Source organism: Micrococcus sp., from assembly GCF_034179925.1.
GTDB lineage: Bacteria > Actinomycetota > Actinomycetes > Actinomycetales > Micrococcaceae > Micrococcus.
Window position 1 is genome coordinate 39,325 of record NZ_JAXFPG010000027.1, and the last position, 16,190, is coordinate 55,514.

At 72.6% G+C, this 16,190-nt stretch carries 16 protein-coding genes, 2 pseudogenes and 1 other annotated feature; of the genes and pseudogenes, 7 read left to right on the forward strand and 11 right to left on the reverse strand.

Going from position 1 to position 16,190, the window contains the following annotated elements:
* Nucleotides 1-36 precede the first annotated feature (36 nt).
* The gene (locus SPI96_RS04995; protein WP_321081263.1) at nt 37-711 is read right to left on the reverse strand and encodes a histidine phosphatase family protein; all 675 of its coding nucleotides are present in this window, start codon (nt 709-711) and stop codon (nt 37-39) included.
* A gap of 86 nt (nt 712-797) precedes the next feature.
* Between SPI96_RS04995 and SPI96_RS05000 the strand changes: the two genes are divergently transcribed.
* Nucleotides 798-1,592, forward strand: coding sequence for a hypothetical protein (locus SPI96_RS05000; protein ID WP_321081264.1), 795 nt, complete (start codon nt 798-800; stop codon nt 1,590-1,592).
* A 52-nt stretch (nt 1,593-1,644) separates the two neighbouring features.
* Here SPI96_RS05000 and SPI96_RS05005 read toward each other — a convergent pair whose 3' ends face one another.
* The 3 genes from SPI96_RS05005 to SPI96_RS05015 all read right to left on the reverse strand — a co-directional run bounded on the left by SPI96_RS05005 (nt 1,645) and on the right by SPI96_RS05015 (nt 3,581).
* Nucleotides 1,645-1,911, reverse strand: coding sequence for a glutaredoxin family protein (locus tag SPI96_RS05005; protein ID WP_321081265.1), 267 nt, complete (start codon nt 1,909-1,911; stop codon nt 1,645-1,647).
* A 152-nt stretch (nt 1,912-2,063) separates the two neighbouring features.
* Nucleotides 2,064-2,162 (reverse strand): 30S ribosomal protein bS22, encoded by a 99-nt coding sequence (locus SPI96_RS05010; protein WP_003792170.1) that lies wholly within the window; start codon nt 2,160-2,162, stop codon nt 2,064-2,066.
* Between the two features lie 162 nt (nt 2,163-2,324).
* Nucleotides 2,325-3,581, reverse strand: a complete 1,257-nt coding sequence (locus SPI96_RS05015) for an acetoin utilization protein AcuC (RefSeq protein WP_414601909.1) — start codon at nt 3,579-3,581, stop codon at nt 2,325-2,327.
* A 305-nt stretch (nt 3,582-3,886) separates the two neighbouring features.
* Here SPI96_RS05015 and SPI96_RS05020 point away from each other — a divergent pair, with 305 nt between their 5' ends.
* Complete coding sequence (locus SPI96_RS05020) at nt 3,887-5,209, forward strand: TrkH family potassium uptake protein (RefSeq protein ID WP_321081279.1); 1,323 nt, start codon at nt 3,887-3,889, stop codon at nt 5,207-5,209.
* Nucleotides 5,202-5,876, forward strand: a complete 675-nt coding sequence (locus SPI96_RS05025; protein ID WP_321081266.1) for a TrkA family potassium uptake protein — start codon at nt 5,202-5,204, stop codon at nt 5,874-5,876. The genes SPI96_RS05020 and SPI96_RS05025 overlap by 8 nt, the downstream gene beginning before the upstream one ends.
* Before the next feature lie 3 nt (nt 5,877-5,879).
* Here the strand turns inward: SPI96_RS05025 and proC are convergent, their stop codons facing one another.
* Genes proC through topA form a run of 4 tightly spaced genes read right to left on the reverse strand, consistent with a single transcriptional unit; the run spans nt 5,880 to nt 11,554 of the window.
* Nucleotides 5,880-6,722 carry a pyrroline-5-carboxylate reductase gene (gene proC / locus SPI96_RS05030; protein WP_321081267.1) on the reverse strand — a complete coding sequence of 281 codons (843 nt, stop codon included), beginning with the start codon at nt 6,720-6,722 and terminating at the stop codon, nt 5,880-5,882.
* Between the two features lie 43 nt (nt 6,723-6,765).
* Nucleotides 6,766-7,695 carry a sugar phosphate isomerase/epimerase gene (locus SPI96_RS05035; protein WP_321081268.1) on the reverse strand — a complete coding sequence of 310 codons (930 nt, stop codon included), beginning with the start codon at nt 7,693-7,695 and terminating at the stop codon, nt 6,766-6,768.
* Between the two features lies 1 nt (nt 7,696).
* Nucleotides 7,697-8,719, reverse strand: a complete 1,023-nt coding sequence (locus tag SPI96_RS05040) for a Ppx/GppA family phosphatase (RefSeq protein ID WP_321081269.1) — start codon at nt 8,717-8,719, stop codon at nt 7,697-7,699.
* 3 nt (nt 8,720-8,722) lie between these two features.
* On the reverse strand, nt 8,723-11,554 hold the full coding sequence (gene topA / locus SPI96_RS05045; RefSeq protein WP_321081270.1) for a type I DNA topoisomerase: 2,832 nt from the start codon (nt 11,552-11,554) through the stop codon (nt 8,723-8,725).
* Nucleotides 11,555-11,735: 181 nt separating this feature from the next.
* Here topA and SPI96_RS05050 point away from each other — a divergent pair, with 181 nt between their 5' ends.
* A complete protein-coding gene (locus tag SPI96_RS05050) occupies nt 11,736-12,422 on the forward strand; it encodes a hypothetical protein (RefSeq protein WP_321081271.1) in 687 nt (228 codons plus the stop codon).
* A gap of 42 nt (nt 12,423-12,464) precedes the next feature.
* Here SPI96_RS05050 and SPI96_RS05055 read toward each other — a convergent pair whose 3' ends face one another.
* From SPI96_RS05055 to SPI96_RS05065, 3 genes and pseudogenes are all read right to left on the reverse strand, one after another.
* A complete protein-coding gene (locus SPI96_RS05055; protein ID WP_321081272.1) occupies nt 12,465-14,114 on the reverse strand; it encodes a methyltransferase in 1,650 nt (549 codons plus the stop codon).
* 16 nt (nt 14,115-14,130) lie between these two features.
* Nucleotides 14,131-14,541 (reverse strand): nuclear transport factor 2 family protein, encoded by a 411-nt coding sequence (locus tag SPI96_RS05060; protein WP_321081273.1) that lies wholly within the window; start codon nt 14,539-14,541, stop codon nt 14,131-14,133.
* Between the two features lie 98 nt (nt 14,542-14,639).
* A pseudogene (locus SPI96_RS05065) lies at nt 14,640-15,113 on the reverse strand (integrase core domain-containing protein); the annotation flags it as partial.
* Between the two features lie 73 nt (nt 15,114-15,186).
* Here SPI96_RS05065 and SPI96_RS05070 point away from each other — a divergent pair.
* The 3 genes and pseudogenes from SPI96_RS05070 to SPI96_RS05080 all read left to right on the forward strand — a co-directional run.
* Complete coding sequence (locus tag SPI96_RS05070) at nt 15,187-15,501, forward strand: transposase (RefSeq protein ID WP_321081274.1); 315 nt, start codon at nt 15,187-15,189, stop codon at nt 15,499-15,501.
* Nucleotides 15,459-15,592: a sequence feature (AL1L pseudoknot), on the forward strand. (Overlaps the previous gene by 43 nt.)
* Nucleotides 15,498-15,770, forward strand: a complete 273-nt coding sequence (locus tag SPI96_RS05075) for an IS3 family transposase (RefSeq protein ID WP_321081275.1) — start codon at nt 15,498-15,500, stop codon at nt 15,768-15,770. It overlaps the preceding feature by 95 nt. The genes SPI96_RS05070 and SPI96_RS05075 overlap by 4 nt, the downstream gene beginning before the upstream one ends.
* Nucleotides 15,771-16,010: 240 nt before the next feature.
* Nucleotides 16,011-16,190 (forward strand): annotated as a pseudogene (locus SPI96_RS05080) (IS30 family transposase); the annotation flags it as partial.

Consider the following 16,190-nt stretch of genomic DNA (forward strand, 5'->3'; position numbering starts at 1 on the left):
GGTTTGGTCCGGGGCGGGGCCGGCGTCGTGGGCCGCTCAGGCCCCGGGCAGGGAGGAGGCGTCCTTGAGCAGGGCCCTGTTGGGCTCGTGGTACTCGACGCGCGGTGCGGGGCGGCCCGGCTCGAACACGAGGGAGGTGACGGAGGTCAGAGAACACTCGCGGCGGCGCGGGTCGTGCCAGAGGGGCCGGCCCTCGACGGCGAGCCGGGTGACCCAGATCGGCAGCTGGTGGGAGACGAGCACGGCCTCAGCGCCGGGGCCCTGGGCGGCCACAGCCTCCTCGCGCACCCGGTCCACCACCTGCAGCACCCGGGCGGCCTGTGCCCGGTAGGGCTCCCCCCAGGAGGGGCGCATCGGGTTGCGCAGCAGCGGCCACAGGCGCGGGTCGCGGCGCAGGCGGGCGGCGACCCCGGACATGCCCTCGAAGCGGTTCTCGGACTCGATGATCCCCGGCTCGGTGCCGAGGGGGCGGTCGAGCGCGGCGGCGATGGGGGCGGCGGTCTGCTGGGCGCGCAGCAGCGGGGAGGCGGCGACGACGGCCGGCACCCGGCCCTGTGCCTCGGCGCGGGTGCGGAACCAGTCGGCGACGCCGTCGGCCATGCGGTGGCCCAGCTCGGACAGGCCGAAGCCGTCCAGGCGGCCGTAGAGGACGCGGCCCGGGTTGTGGACTTCTCCGTGGCGGACGAGGTGCACCGTGGCGTGGGTCTGCATGGGTCCAGTCTGTCAGGTGTGAGGACCGAGCGTGCGGGTGCGCGGGTACCGTGGTGCCGGACGCACCGCATCGAGGAGGCACACGCATGACAGGCACCCCGCAGCACGACCCCTACGGCCAGGCCCCGCAGGGCCCCTCCCCGGCGGGGTCCTCCGCCGCGGGGCAGGCCCCCGACGCGGCGGCCCAGGCCCCCTACGGCCAGAACCCCTATGGCCAGGACCCGTACGGGCAGAACCCGTACGGCCAGGCTCCCTACGGCCAGGCCCCCCATGCCCCGTCCTACGGGCAGGGACAGCCCGTCCCCGGCCAGCAGTGGGGCGGCCCGCAGGCTCCGCAGCAGTGGTCCGGGCAGGCCCCGCAGCAGCAGTGGCCCGGCCAGCAGCCCCTGGGCACGGTGCAGCGTCCGGCCTCGATCACCACGGCGTTCTGGCTGATCGTCGCGGCCGGCATCCTGACCATGCTGAGCACGGTGATCAGCGGCGTCATGATGGGCACGGACGCGGGCCGGGAGGCGCTGCGCGAGGAGTTCGCCGCCTCGGAGCCCCAGAGCGGGCTCACCCCGATGCAGGCCCGTCAGCTCGAGGACACCCTGGTGTCGGTCATGCCCGGCGTGATGATCACGCTCGGCGTGCTCGCCCTCGTGGTGTACCTGCTGGTGGCCTGGCGGCTGCGTGCCGGCTCGCGGGCCGCCCGCATCATCGGCACCGTGTTCGCGGCCCTGTCCCTGCTGCTGTTCGTGTTCGCCCTCGCTGCAGGCTCCTTCTCGCCCTTCGACGTGCTGTGGATCGGCCTGGGGGTGGCGGGCATCGCTGTGGCCTACCGCAAGGACGCCACCGAGTACCTGCGCCTGAAGGCCTGGGAGCGCGCCTCGCGCCGCTGACCTTCGCGACGCTCACCCTCGCCTGCCGGGTCCGCCCCGGGGAGGGCCCGGTTCAGACCGTGGTGTCCAGCAGGCGGGCCAGTCGGGCCCGGTCCACCCGCCAGAAGTCCCGCTGGACGCCGTCGACGAACAGCACCGGGACCTCCTCGGCGAAGGTCTGCAGCAGTGCCGGGTGCGCGCCGCCGTCGACCACCTCCCAGGCCACGCCCCGGGGCCGGCAGACCTCGGCGACGGCGGCCTCGGCCTCCACGCAGAGGTGGCAGCCGGGGCTGACCAGCAGCTGGACGCGGGCGGAGGACGGCGGCGGGGCGGGAAGCATGCTCTCAGCGTAGGCGTCCCGACGGCGGCACGCCCTGTGGCCGGGCACGCGCCCCTGCGGCCGCAGGCCTCCGCAGGGTGTCTGCAGACACGACGAGGCCGCGCCCCCGGAAGGGGGACGCGGCCTCGTGGAACGCGCTCAGGGCGCGGGCGTCACTTCTTGTTGCGACGCTGGTGGCGGGTCTTCCGAAGCAGCTTGCGGTGCTTCTTCTTCGCCATGCGCTTGCGGCGCTTCTTGATCACAGAACCCATGGGGACTCCTTGCATCGGGGTGAGGGTCGGCGGCGTGTGGGGACCGCGGGCGTCCGGGTCTCCGGACACGCCGACCCGCATTCCACCGGGTGTGGAACGCATGAAAACGTTCCCGGCCACACTACCGGCCCGGCCGGGTCGGCGTCGAACCGGGGCGACAGCTCAGTCGAACCAGGGGTCCAGCCCGTGCAGGGGGAAGATCTCCCGGCGGGTGGCCATCACCGACTGGTCCACCGGGTCGGCCGGGTCGTAGCCCACCTCCCAGGAGCGCCACCAGAGGTCGGCGTCGTCGCCCATGCTGCGCGGCACCCGGTCCTCCGGATCGCCGTCGAACACGGACATGTCCCCGGTGAGGTCCTCCTCGCGCAGGGCCAGCACATGCCGGCGCCAGGGTTCGGGCACCGGGGTGTCCAACGGGACGGGCCGGTGCAGGACGGCGGCCACCAGGTGCGCCCAGGCGCGCGGCACCACGCGGCGCAGGTTGTACCCGCCCCCGCCCAGGGCGATCCACCGGCCGTGGGCGTGGCAGTCCGCCCAGTCGGAGAGGTCGAGGGCCAGCTGCCGTTGGGCGTCCACGGACAGGCGCAGGTCCGCGAGGGGGTCCTCCCGGTGGGAATCGCAACCGTGCTGGGTGACCAGGGCGTCTGGGGCGAAGGCCTGCAGCAGCTGCGGCACCACCGCGTGCACGGCCCGCAGGAAGCCGGCGTCGCCGGTGCCCGGGGGCAGGGAGACGTTCACGGCGGTGCCCTCGGCCCCGGGGCCGCCGCGCTCGTTGGCGAAGCCGGTGCCGGGGAACAGGCTGATGCCGGTCTCGTGCAGGGAGACGGTGAGCACCCGGGGGTCGTCGTAGAAGATCGTCTGGGTGCCGTCGCCGTGGTGGGCGTCCACGTCCACGTAGGCGACCCGCTCGGCGCCGAGCTCGAGCAGGCGGGCGATGGCGACGGCGGCGTCGTTGTAGATGCAGAAGCCCGAGGCCGCCGCGTGCGCGGCGTGGTGCATGCCACCGGCGACGTTCACGGCGCGGCTCGCCTGCCCGGTCCACACGGCCTCCGCGGCGGCGAGGGTGCCGCCGACGATCCGGGCGGCGGAGGCGTGCAGGTCGGGGAAGGTGGGGCAGTCCTCGGTGCCGAGACCGTGGGGGGCGTCCTCGACGGCGGCCGCGCATGAGGCGGCGCGTACGGCGGCGATGTAGTCGCGGTCGTGGGCGAGGGCGAGCTGGTCGTCGTCGGCGATCTCCGGGTGGATCAGCCGCACGTCCGTGCCGTCCAGCAGGCCGAGCTCGAGGCAGAGCCGGTGCGTCAGATCCAGGCGCAGGGGGGCCATGGGGTGGTGTGGGCTGAAGCGGTAGGCGAGCAGGCTCTCGTCCCACACCACCGCGGCAGGGGCGGGGCCGGAGGGGCGAGGAGTGGTAGAGGTCACACCTCAGGGTAGGCCTGCCCCACGGCCCGGCACCATCGTGGACGCTCCCGCGCCGCGCAGGGCATGGCCCCTCCCGGGGGATACTGAGGCGCGGCCTGTCGCATCCGGCCCGGACCGCTTCCTCTCTCTCCTCCCCTCCTCACCCCGGCCCGAAGGAGCCCCGCATGCCCTCGCACCCGCGCCGCCGCGGCTCCCGGCGGCCCCTCGTGGACGGCCGCCGGGCCGTCGTCTCCCACCGACGCCCGACGGCGCAGCACGCCGACCGCCCGCCCCTCACCCGGGTGCTCCGCGCGGGCAGAACACTCATGGCCGGCTCCCCTGCACGGGCAGCACTGTCCGCATTCGCCCTCGGGGCGCTGCTGTTCACCTTCCTGCTGACCCTGCCGGCGGCCGCCGCCGACGGTCGGGCCACCCCCCTGCACGACGCCATGTTCACGGCGGTCTCCGCGTTCTCCGTGACCGGGCTGACCACCGTGAACACGGCCACCCACTGGTCCTGGGCCGGTCAGGTGATCATCATGGTGGCCATCCAGATCGGCGGCCTGGGCATCCTCTCGATGGCCTCCCTGCTCATGCTCGCCGTGTCCCGGCGCCTGGGCCTGCGCTCCAAGCTGGCCACCCAGGAGGCCGGCATGACCACCGGCAACATGGGCGAGGTGGCCCGCCTGCTGCGCGTGGTGCTGGTGACCGTGCTGACCTGCGAGGCGCTGCTCGCCGTCGTGCTCGTGCCCCGCTTCGCCGCGGACTCCGGCTCATGGGCTGTGGGCCTGTGGGAGGGCGTGTTCTACTCGGTGAGCGCCTTCAACAACGCCGGGTTCTCCCTGCACCCGGGCGGGCTCGCGGACGTCCAGGACGACCCTGTGGTGCTCACGGTGATCGCCGTCGGCGTGTTCGCCGGGGCGCTGGGCTTCCCCGTGGTGAAGGTGGTGCTGGACCGCGGCTGGCGGTTCCGGCAGTGGAACCTGCACACGAAGCTGACCGTGGAGGTCACCGTGCTGCTGCTGGTGGTGGGCGCGGTGCTGCTGATGTGCTTCGAGTACACCAACCCCGCCACCCACGGGGGCAGCACCCTTTGGGAGGGGTGGTGGCGGTCCCTGTTCGGCTCCGTGATGACCCGTTCGGGCGGGTTCGCGATCGACCCCACGGCCGAGCACACCCCGGCCTCCCTGCTGCTCATGGACGCCCTGATGTTCGTGGGCGGCGGCTCGGCCTCCACCGCCGGCGGCATCAAGGTGACCACGCTAGCCGTCATGTTCCTGGCCATCGTGGCCGAGGCCCGCGGAGACAGGGAGGTCACCGCGCACGGCCGGACCATCGCTTCGGAGACCCTGCGCGTGGCCATCTCCGTGCTCGCGCTCGGGGCCACGCTCGTGCTCGTGGCGACCCTGGCACTGGTGACCATCACGGGCGAGTCCCTGCAGCGGCCCCTGTTCGAGGTGATCTCCGCGTTCGCCACGTGCGGGCTGTCCGTGGGGGTCTCCGAGGCCGCCCCGCCGGCCGGGAAGTACCTGCTCACGGCCCTGATGTTCGCCGGCCGCGTTGGTACGATCACGTTCGCCGCCGCCCTGGCCCTGCGCCAGCGCCGCGTGCTCTACCGCTACCCCGTCGAGAGGCCGATCCTTGGCTGACCAGCAGCGCCCGGACCCGAACGCGCCCGTGCTCGTGATCGGCCTCGGCCGGTTCGGGGCGGCCACCGCGGAGGAGCTGGTGGCCCAGGGCCGCGAGGTCCTCGCGATCGAGCGGGACCCGGTGCTCGTGCAGCGCTTCGCCCCGACCCTCACCCACGTGGTGGAGGCGGACGCCACGGACCCGGAGGCCCTGCGTCAGCTGGGCGCACAGGACTTCTCCATGGCCGTCGTCGGGGTGGGGACCTCCATCGAGGCCTCGGTGCTGATCACCGTGAACCTCGTGGACCTGGAGATCCCGCACATCTGGGTGAAGGCGATCTCCGACGCCCACGGCACCATCCTGCGACGGATCGGCGCGCAGCACGTGATCTTCCCCGAGCACGACGCCGGCGTGCGGGCCGCGCACCTGGTGAACGGGCGCATGCTGGACTTCATCGAGTTCGACGACGACTTCGCGATCGTGAAGATGTACCCGCCCACCGAGACCGTGGGCTACACGCTGGCCGAGTCGGACGTGCGGGCGAAGTACGGGGTGACGATCGTGGGGGTGAAGACCCCCGGCGAGGACTTCACCTACGCCCAGCCGGGCACGCGCGTGGGCCCCCGGGACACGCTGATCGTCTCCGGGCACACGGACCTGATCGACCGGTTCGCGGCCCGGCCCTGAGCCTCAGCCGGCGAACTCCTCCCCCATCTCCACGTCCCGCGCGGCGGCGGCGTCCATGGCGCGGGCCACGAGCGCCTCGAAACCGCCGTCCTGGAACGCGGTGATCGCCCGCTCGGTGGTGCCGTTCGGGCTCATCACGGCCCTGCGCAGCTGCTCTGCACTCTGCCCCCCGGCCTCCAGCATGAGCCCGGCGCCCTTCACGGTGGCCGCGGCCATCGCCTCGGCCGCCTCCTGCGGCAGGCCCAGCTCCACGGCGTGGGCGGCGATCGCCTCGGCCAACAGGAACACGTAGGCGGGGGCGGAGCCGGCGGCGGCGACGACGGCGGGCAGCTGCTCCTCCGTCACCGGCACCACCAGCCCCGACCCGGAGAAGAGCGACTCCACGAGCTCCCGCTGCGGCTCCGAGACGGTGTCCGTGGGGGCCAGGCCCACCACGCCCGAGCCGACCGTCAGCGGCGTGTTCGGCATGGTCCGCACCAGCGGCTGGCCCTCCGGCAGCACGGCGGCCAGGGTGCGGGCCCGCACGCCGGCGGCCACGGAGACGACCACCGCCTCCGGGGAGAGGTCCCCGGCGATCCCACGGGCCGCGGCCACCAGGTCCTTGGGCTTCACCCCGAGGAGCACGACGTCGGCCCCGCGCACCGCGGCCGCGTTCGCCCCGGCGTCCTCCTCCGAGGACAGCACGCGCACGCCGTGCCGCTGCGCCTTCTGCCGGGCCGAGGCGGCCGAGCGGGTCGTCGCGGTCACAGCGTCGGCCGTCACCGCCCCGGTCTCCAGGGCCCCGGTCAGGATGGCCCCGGTCATCGTCCCGAGGCCCACGATCGCCACACGAGGGGTCTGTGCCATCTCGGTGTTCCTTTCTGTCGAAGAGGTGCCGCCGCGCACGTACTCAGCGGGCGGCGTCGTCGTCCGGGGCCGGGGCCCGCAGGTGCTCGCGGGCGAACGCGAGCGAGGCCGCGAGCATCTCCTCGCGCTGACCGGCGTACTTCACGCCGCGGGTGCCGACCTCCACGCACACGCTGCCGGCCAGGCCCTCCCGGCCCAGATACTGCAGGGACTCGGCCACGTTCTGTGTGCCCTCCCCCGGGACCAGGTGGGCGTCCTTGGTGCCGTCCACGCCGTCGGTCAGGTGCACGTGGCGCAGCCGGCGCCCCAGTCCGCGCACGTTCGCCAGGGAGTCCTCCCGGGCGATCGCCGCATGGGAGAAGTCCCAGGTGACGTGCTCATAGGGCTCCGGCACCGGGTCCCAGTGCGGCAGGTACATGGTGGCCTCCCGGCCGTAGGCTCGCCACGGGTACATGTTCTCCACGGCGATCACCACGCCCGTCTCCGCCATGATCTCCGCGATGCCGCGGGCGAACCCGGAAGCGTAGCTGCCCTGCCACCGGAACGGCGGGTGGGCCACCACGGTGGGCGCCCCCACGGCGAGGGCGAGGTCCACGGAGCGGCGGATCTTCGTCCATGCCGAGCCCCACACCTGCTGGGTGAACAGCAGGGTGGGTGCGTGGATCGAGTCGATCGGCACCCCGTGCCGCTCCGAGAGCAGGCGCAGCCGGGCCGGGTCCTGGCTCCACGCGTTGTGGGTGACCATCACCTCCACGCCGTCGTAGCCGAGATCCTGGGCGGCGGCGAACACATCCTGGGTGCCCAGCGGGAACACGGAGGAGGAGGACAGGGTCACGGGGATCTGCGCGCCTCTGCGCAGTTCGGGGGTCAGGTGGGCGGTGGAGACCAGCGGCGGCTCCAGTCCGGGCTCGTCCGGGGCCCAGGCGTGGGCTCCGGCCCCCGAGATCAGCTCGGCGTCCTCATTGCGGTTCATCTCAGCGCACCCCCAGGGCGAGTCCGGGCAGCAGGCTGTCCGTGTTCAGGTCGACCGCGCCCACCCCCGGGCGGACACCCTCGGGCAGGTGCCCCTGGAGCATGAGCGCGTCCAGGCGGTTCAGGATCAGGCCCTCGCGCAGGGCCCACGGGCAGATCTGCAGCTGCACGACGCCGAAGGCCCGCATCGCGGCCAGGGCCACGAGGGCGCCGGCGAACACCTGCGCCGCACGCGTGTCGGAGACGCCGGGCAGGGCGGCGCGCTCACCTGCGGGCATCGCGGCGAGGCGATTCACCCACAGGTGGAGGTCGTCGGCCCGCAGCAGGCGGGGCACGAACGGGCCCGCCGCGGAGGGGGCCGCCCCGGTGAGACGGCCGAGGGAGCGGAAGGTCTTGGACGTCCCGGTGACCACCACGGGCGACTCCACGGCGGGGAAGGCGGCGAACGCCTCCTCCATGCCCCGCAGGATGTGCTTGCGCAGCTTCTTCACGGACTTCGGGCCGGGCGGGTCGTCCGGGAGCCAGTCCTTGGTGAGCCGGCCCGCCCCGAAGGGCAGGGACACTGCGTGGCTGGGGAGCTCGTCCGCCCCGTAGGCGATCTCGAAGGAGCCGCCGCCGATGTCGAAGTTGAGGATTGAGCCCACCCCCCAGCCGTGCCAGCGGCGCACCGCGAAGTACGTCATGGCGGACTCCTGCTCCCCCGTGAGCTCCACGAGGTGCACGCCGGTCTCGGCCTCCACCCGGGCCAGCACCTCGGGGCCGTTGGCTGCCTCGCGGATGGCGGAGGTGCAGAAGGAGATCATGTCCTCGGCCCGGTGCCGCTCCGCGAAGGCCACAGCCTCGGCGATGAACTCCACGAGCGCGTCCTGCCCGGCCGGGTCGATGGCCCCGGAGGCGTCCAGGTGGCGGATCAGCGGCAGGGAGCGCTTGTGGTCCGCGAAGGGCTCGGGCCGAGCCCCCGGGTGGGCGTCCACGCTCAGCAGATGGACGGTGTTCGAGCCGATGTCCAGGACGCCCAGGCGCACGGGTCAGGCCTTCTTCCGTGTGGTGGTCTTCTTCGCGGTGGCCCTGCGGGCCGGGGCCTTCCGGGTGGCGGGCTTCTTCGCCGGGCCCTTGGCGCGCTTGTCCGCGAGCAGCTGGTAGGCCTCCTCAGCGGTGAGCTCCTCGGGGGCGCGCCCGCGCGGCACGGTGATGTTGGTGACGCCGTCCGTGACGTACGGGCCGAACCGGCCCTCCTTCACCGTGACCTTCTTCCCGGAGACCGGGTCCTCGCCGAACTCGGCCAGCGGCGGCTTGGCGGCCCCGCGGCCGCGCTGCTTGGGCTGGGCGTAGATCTCGAGGGCCTGCTCCTGGGTGATCGTGAAGATCTGCTCCTCAGACTCCAGGGAGCGCGAGTCCGTGCCCTTCTTCAGGTACGGGCCGAAGCGGCCGTTCTGAGCGGTGATGACCTCGCCCTCGGCGTCCGCGCCCACGATCCGCGGCAGGGACATCAGCTGCAGCGCCTGCTCGAGGGTCACGGTGTCCACAGACATGCCCTTGAACAGGGAGCCGGTGCGCGGCTTCTGCTTGGCCGGCTTCTTCTTCGGCTTCGGCTTGCCGTTCTTGTAGTACTCGGTGGGCTGGGCGTCCATCCAGGCCTGGAGCTGCTCCTCTGTCATCTCCGGGATCACCTCGGTGACGTAGGGGCCGTACCGGCCGTCCTTAGCCAGGATCTCCCGGCCCGTCTCCGGGTCCGTGCCGAGCACCCGCTCGCCGGAGCCGGAGCCGGCGAACAGCTCCTCGGCCTTGGCGGGGGTGAGCTCGTCCGGGGCGAGGTCCTCGGGCACGTTGGCGCGCTCCGGCGTCGTGCCCTCGGGGCTGCCGGCGGGCAGGCGACGCTCCAGGTAGGGGCCGTACTGTCCCACGCGCAGCGTGATGTCCTCGGTGACGGGCAGGGAGTTGACGGCCCGGGCGTCGATCTCCCCGAGGTTCTCCACGACGTTCTTGAGCCCCTCCACGCCCCGCTCGGTCTGCTCGGCGGGGGCACCGAAGTAGAAGGTCTGCAGCCAGGCCTCGCGGGCGAGCTCGCCGGCGGCGATGCGGTCGAGGTCGTCCTCCATGCGGGCGGTGAAGTCGTAGTCCACGTACTGCCCGAAGAAGTCCTCGAGCAGACCGATCACCGCGAACGCCGTCCACGAGGGCACCAGGGCGTTGCCCCGCTTGGACACGTAGCCGCGATCCATGATCGTGGAGATCGTGGGGGCGTAGGTGGAGGGGCGGCCGATCTCGCGGCGCTCGAGCTCGGCGACGATCGAGGCCTCCGTGTAGCGGGCCGGCGGGGTGGTCTCGTGCCCGGTGGCCTCGATCGGCTCGCCGGTGAGGGTCTCCCCCTCGGCCACCTGCGGCAGGCGCCGGTCCTTGGCGTCGGGCTTGTCCTCGTCGTTCTCGACGTCCCGGCCCTCCTCGTACGCGTCGAGGAAGCCCTTGAACGTGATCACGGTGCCGGATGCGGCGAACCTGGCCACACGGCCGTCCTCGGCCGTGGCGGAGAAGCGCAGGGTGGCGGTGTAGCCCTTCGCGTCGGCCATCTGGGAAGCCACGGTGCGCTTCCAGATCAGCTCGTAGAGCCGGAACTCGTCCGGGCGCAATTCGGCCTTGACCTGGGCCGGGGTGCGGAAGGAGTCGCCTGCGGGGCGGATGGCCTCGTGGGCCTCCTGCGCGGACTCATTGCGCTTGGCGTAGGTGCGCGGCTGCGCGGGGACGGCGTCCCCGCCGTACAGCTCGGTGGCCTGCTTCCGGGCGGCCTGCACGGCCTCCTGGGAGAGGTTCACCGAGTCGGTGCGCATGTAGGTGATGTAGCCGTTCTCGTACAGACGCTGGGCCACCTGCATGGACACCCGCGAGCTCATGCGCAGCTTGCGCGCGGCCTCCTGCTGGAGGGTGGAGGTGGTGAAGGGGGCCGCCGGACGGCGGGTGTACGGCTTGTCCTCCACGGCGTCCACCGTGAAGTCCTTCCCGGCCAGGCCCGCGGCCAACGACGACGCGGCGGCCTCGTCCAGGTGCGCCACCTTCCCTGCCTCGCCCTTGAGCTGCCCGGCGTCGTCGAAGTCGCGGCCGGTGGCCACCCGCACCCCGTCCACCGTGCTCAGCCGCGCGGTGAAGGAGGAGCCGGCGGCGCCGTCGGCCTTCGCGTCCGGGCCCACCGTGAAGGTGCCCTCCACACCCCAGTACTGCGCGGCCACGAAGGCCATGCGCTCACGCTCACGCTCCACCACCAGGCGCGTGGCCACGGACTGCACGCGCCCGGCGGACAGGCCGCGGGAGACCTTGCGCCACAGCACGGGCGAGAGCTCGTAGCCGAAGAGACGGTCCAGGATGCGGCGGGTCTCCTGCGCGTCCACGAGGTGGGTGTCCAGCTCGCGGATGTTCTCGAGGCCGCGGCGCACGCCCTCCTTGGTGATCTCGCCGAAGGTCATGCGGTACACGGGGACCTTGGGCTTGAGGGTGTCCAGGAGGTGCCACGCGATGGCCTCGCCCTCGCGGTCCGCATCGGTGGCGAGGTAGAGCGCCTCGGCGTCCTTGAGCTCCCGCTTGAGCTCGGTGACCTTCTTCTTCTTGTCCGGGTGCACCACGTAGTACGGCGTGAAGCCGTGGTCCGTGTCCACCGCGAACTTGCCGAAGGGGCCCTTCTTCATCTCCGAGGGCAGGTCCGAGGGCTTCGGGAGGTCCCGGATGTGCCCCACGGACGAGTCCACCACCCAGTCCTCGCCCAGCGCGTTCAGGTACTTCGCGATGGACTTGCTCTTGGCCGGGGACTCCACGATGACCAGCTTCTTGCCCTCGGGCACGGAAGCGGACACGGAAGCGGGGGTGGTGGGCAAGGGTTCCTCCTCGGGAAGACAGGTGGGCGACGCCGCCGGGACGGCGCCGCTCCGGCGCCCGTCATCCTACGGGCCGGTCCCACCAACACTAGCCACAACGCCGGACACGACAACGCCGGGACCGGGACGGGCCCCTGGGCGGGACCTTGCCGCCTCCCGGCGCTCAGCCTATTCTCAGGCCATGCCTCCCCGCCGGTTCCACACCTCGGACGCCCCGGACACCTCGGACACATCGGTGCCGACGGCGGAGCTCGTCCGCCGCTGGGAGTCCGCGGCCCGCCCCGCGCCCACCGTGGCAGAGGTGGGCTCCATGCTGGAGGAGTGCTACCGCGCCAGGCCCCTGGCCCCGGAGATCCTCTCGGGAGGACACCTCCAGAATGACGAGGAGCTGCGGGACGGGACGCAGAAGGTCCTGTGGACGATCACGGACCCCGTCACCCTCCTGCACTGCGCCCGGCACGCCTACGGCTCCCTCGACGCGTACCTGAGGCACCTCGAGTCGGGGCGACAGGAGGAGGACGAGGCCATCCAGGCAGAGGACGGCATCGAGCGAGCCGACGTCGCCTGCTGGACAGGGCTGGAGAGCCCGATCCCCGAGGAGGACCATCCCTACGGACTGGTCCTCACCCAGCACGCCCTGGGGCAACGCGTCACCGTGATCCTCGAGGTCGAGGACGGGGCGGTGACCGGGTTCAAGGTGGAGGGCGTGCTCGGGCGGATGGTGGACGAGCACCTCGAGGGGCTCGTGGGCTTCCCCGAACCGGACCCCACCTTCCACGAAGCCGTCCCGGTGATGAGGCGCGGGGACCCCGGCGACGAGATGTTCGTGCGGCATCTGCGTCAGGCCGCCCGGTTCGGCCTGATCTGACGCCGGGGCCGCGCCCAGGCCCTGGAACTCAGGCCCTGGCGTTCAGGCCTCGACGAGGAACCCGTCCTCGTAGAGCTCACGAACGGCCACGAGCAGCGCGGTCTGGGCGGTGGCGTCCAGCTCGAGCAGGGCGGCGAGCGCCCCGACGATCTGCCCGACCGTCAGCTCGCCGTCACTGGCCGCGAGCAGGCCGGCGGTGGCGGTGTCCAGACGGGCGGTGCGCCGGAACCCGGAGCCCTGGCGGGCCAGGATCACCTCCGGGTGCTCGGCGCCGAAGCGCTGGTGGCGTTCCTCGGTGACGTCCTCGGCCACCCGCAGGTGCAGTCCGCGCAGCACCGCGAGCGCGGGGTCGCCGTCGGACGCCGCGCCGCCCATGCCCGCCGCGAGCCGGTCCCGGCGGGCGATCGCGGCCGCCCACGCGGGGCCCAGGGCGTCGTCGACCGGGCCGGTCAGCTCCTCCGCCACCGTCCAGGCCCGGCCCTGCGAGCCGTCCGCGGCCGGGCGGCGCAGCCACACGTGCCCGAAGCCGACGCCGGCCACACCCCGGGCCGTGAAGTCCTCCAGGTACTCGGCGTACCGGCGCTGATACGCCTCCGGGTCCAGCTCCAGGGAGGAGTCCTGCAACCAGGTCTCGGCGTAGCCGGCCGCGTCCTGCACGTCCCGCTGCACGAACCAGGCCTGCATGCCCTCAGCCACCCAGGAGCGTGGGCGCGCGTCCCAGGCGGGGGCGCCGTCGTCGTCGGAGGCCGCGGGGATCTCCCAGTTGGCGAGCATCTGCGCGGTGCCGCCGGCGGCGAGCACTCCGGACAGGCCGGCCACGAGCTCCGCCACCAGGCGGTCCCCCTCGCGGCCGCCGTCCCGGTAAACCATCACCGGGGCGTCCGGATCCGTGCGCGGGGTGATCACGAACGGCGGGTTGGAGACCACCATGTCGAACCGGCGGCCTGCCACGGGCTCGAGCATGTCCCCGACCAGCAGCTCCACCCGCTCCTCGAGGCGCTCGCGGTCCAGGCCCAGCACGTCCGCGTTGAGCAGCAGGTTGAACCGGGTGAACTCCAGGCAGCGCGGGGCCAGGTCCGTGGCGGTCACGTGCCGGGCGTGGGCGAGCAGGTGGAGGGTCTGGATGCCGCAGCCGGTGCCGAGGTCCAGGGCGGTGTCCACGGCCCGGCGCTGGACGGCCCCGGCCAGGGTGAGCGAGGCCCGCCCGATGCCCAGGACGTGCTCGGCCGGCAGGGGGCCGCGGCGCTGCAGGGCGGTCTGGTCCGAGGCCACCCACATGCGGCCCGGCTCGTCCGTCTCGTACGGGGAGAGGTCGCAGGTGGCGCGCACGGTGCGGCCCTCCCCGGGCGCCCCGTCTGCCCCGTCCCCGGCGTCCTCCACGACGACGAGCCCGGCCTCCACCGCGCCGTCCAGTCCCAGCGCGGGCAGGGCCGCGGCGAGGTCCTCGGCGGGCACCGGGTCCCCCAGCATGAACGCCCCGACGAGGGCCGCGAGCGCGCGCCGGGGGTGCTCCCGCGGCAGGGTCGCGAGCACGTGGCGGGCGGCCTCGGCGTGCTCGCGGTCCAGGGCGGCGACGGCGGCCGGGCCCAGCAGGTCTTCGACGGCGTCCGTGGTGTAGGGCAGGGCGGCGAGGTCGTCAGCGAGGGCGGCGGCCGTCGTCGGGGTCAGGCGCGGGGCGGGGGGCAGGCTCATGCGTGTCCAGGCGGGCTCAGGCGAGCGGGGTGGAGAAGTAGGTCTCGCGGTCGGTGGCGGCGCCGTCGGCGTCGAAGGTCCAGAAGTCGGAGAACCCGAAGTCCATCTCCTGGCCCGAGCGCATGCGGCCCACGAAGCGGCCCTGGACGGCGGCGCGGGAGCCGTCGTGGATCACGGTGTGCACGGTGTGGCTGCCGGAGGCGATCTGGCGCTGCTCGCGGTAGAACCGGTCCAGGTCCTCGCGGCCCTCCAGGGGCGGGAAGCCGGGGCGGCGGTAGACGGAGTCCTCGGAGAACAGGGAGAGGAGGGTGTCGAAGTCCCGGGCGTCCACGGCCTCGTAGTAGCGGCGCAGGACCTCAGCGTGGCGCTGCTGCACGGCCTCGTCCTGGGCGTCCTGGGGGGCGGGGGTCGAAGGCTGATCAGTCATGGCGTCCTCTCGGTGGGCGGGGTCCCCAGCGTAGCCATGGGGTTGTCGGCCGCACAGGGCGGGCAGGCGCGGCCGGGGCGGGGTCGTCGCGGACCGCCCTAGGTGTGAGGTCCAGGGACGTTGGTCAGTCGCGTGAACGGTGCCTGGCCTCCAAGAGCCGAGTGAGCGCGGTGATGATTGTAGAAGTGCAACCACCCGGCAAGAGCGTCATCGCGTTCCTGTGTGGAGGTGTAGAACCGGGCATAGGCCCACCCGTCAGCGAGCGTTCGGTGGAACCGCTCGACTTTCCCGTTCGTCTGTGGTCGGTAAGGACGCGTGCGCTTGTGCACGATGCCCAACTCCCGGCAGGCCTTAGCCCAGGCACCAAAGACGTACGCGGCCCCGTTGTCCGTGAGCACTCGCCGGGTACGCACGCCCCGTGCTGCGAACCAGGCCGTGGCCCGCTGCAGCACCCCGATCGCGGTCACAGCCTTCTCGTCCGTGCAGATCTCCGCGTAGGCCACACGGGAGTGATCATCGACCACGGTGTGCACGAACGCGGTGCCGACCCGCGGGTTGCCGTTCTGGTTCCGGCCTGTGCGATGAGCGGTGGCGATCTGAAGCGCACTGGGTTTCGTTCCGATCCAACTGAAGGAGAATCGGAACATGCCCAAGAAGTTCAGCCCCGAGCTGCGTGAACGCGCCGTGCGGATGGTCCTGGAACGCCAAGCCACGCAAGGAGGGCCCCGTTCGCATTCCATCCGGGCGGTAGCCCCGCAGCTCGATGTCAGCGAAGAGACCTTGCGGATGTGGTGCCAACGCCACGGCCACGAAGTAGCCCAGGCACCCGCCTCAGAGACCCCTGCCGAGGAGATCCGCAGGCTCAAACGCGAGCTGGCCGAGGCCCGGCGCGCGAACGAGATCCTCAAAGCTGCCTCGGCTTTTTTCGCAGCGGAGCTCGACCGCCCCACGACGAGATGATCGCGTTCATCGACGAACACCGCGATCAGTTCGGGGTCGGGGCCATCTGCCGCACCCTTGGTGCGACAGAGTGTGGGTTCATCACCTCCCGGGCCTACCGCGCCGCGAAGACACGACCGCCCTCCGAGAGGGCTCTGCGAGACAAGCTCCTCATCGAGGAGCTCGAGCGGATCCACGCGGAGAACTACAGCGTTTACGGGGTGCGGAAGATGCACCATGCGATGGCCCGCGCGGGTGGGAGATCGGCCGGGAGCACGTCGGGCGGCTGATGAAGCTCGCCGGCGTGGAAGGCGTGCGCCGTGGCCGTAAGCCGGTCACGACGAAGCCGTCCCGCAAGCCGGATGCCAGCCCTGACCTGGTGGAACGCAGGTTTACTGCGGAACGCCCCAACCAGCTGTGGGCCGCTGACATCACCTACGTGCGTATTCTCGGCGGGTTCTGCTTGAGTCGCGTTCAGGTGGATTCAATTGGTCGTCGCAGCACCCCCAGAATCACTGGAGGTATGGGCGATGGCCAACAAGGACTGGGCGAGGAAGATCAGTGACGTGCCCGAGGGGACACGGCGGCAATGGAGAGCGGATCGGGCCCTGCGGGCCCCGATGCGCTCGCCCGGCAGGCCACAGCCCTCACGAGAGGTCCAACGCCAGTTCTGGCGGGTGATCGCCACCGGCGTCACCACGGCCGAGGCG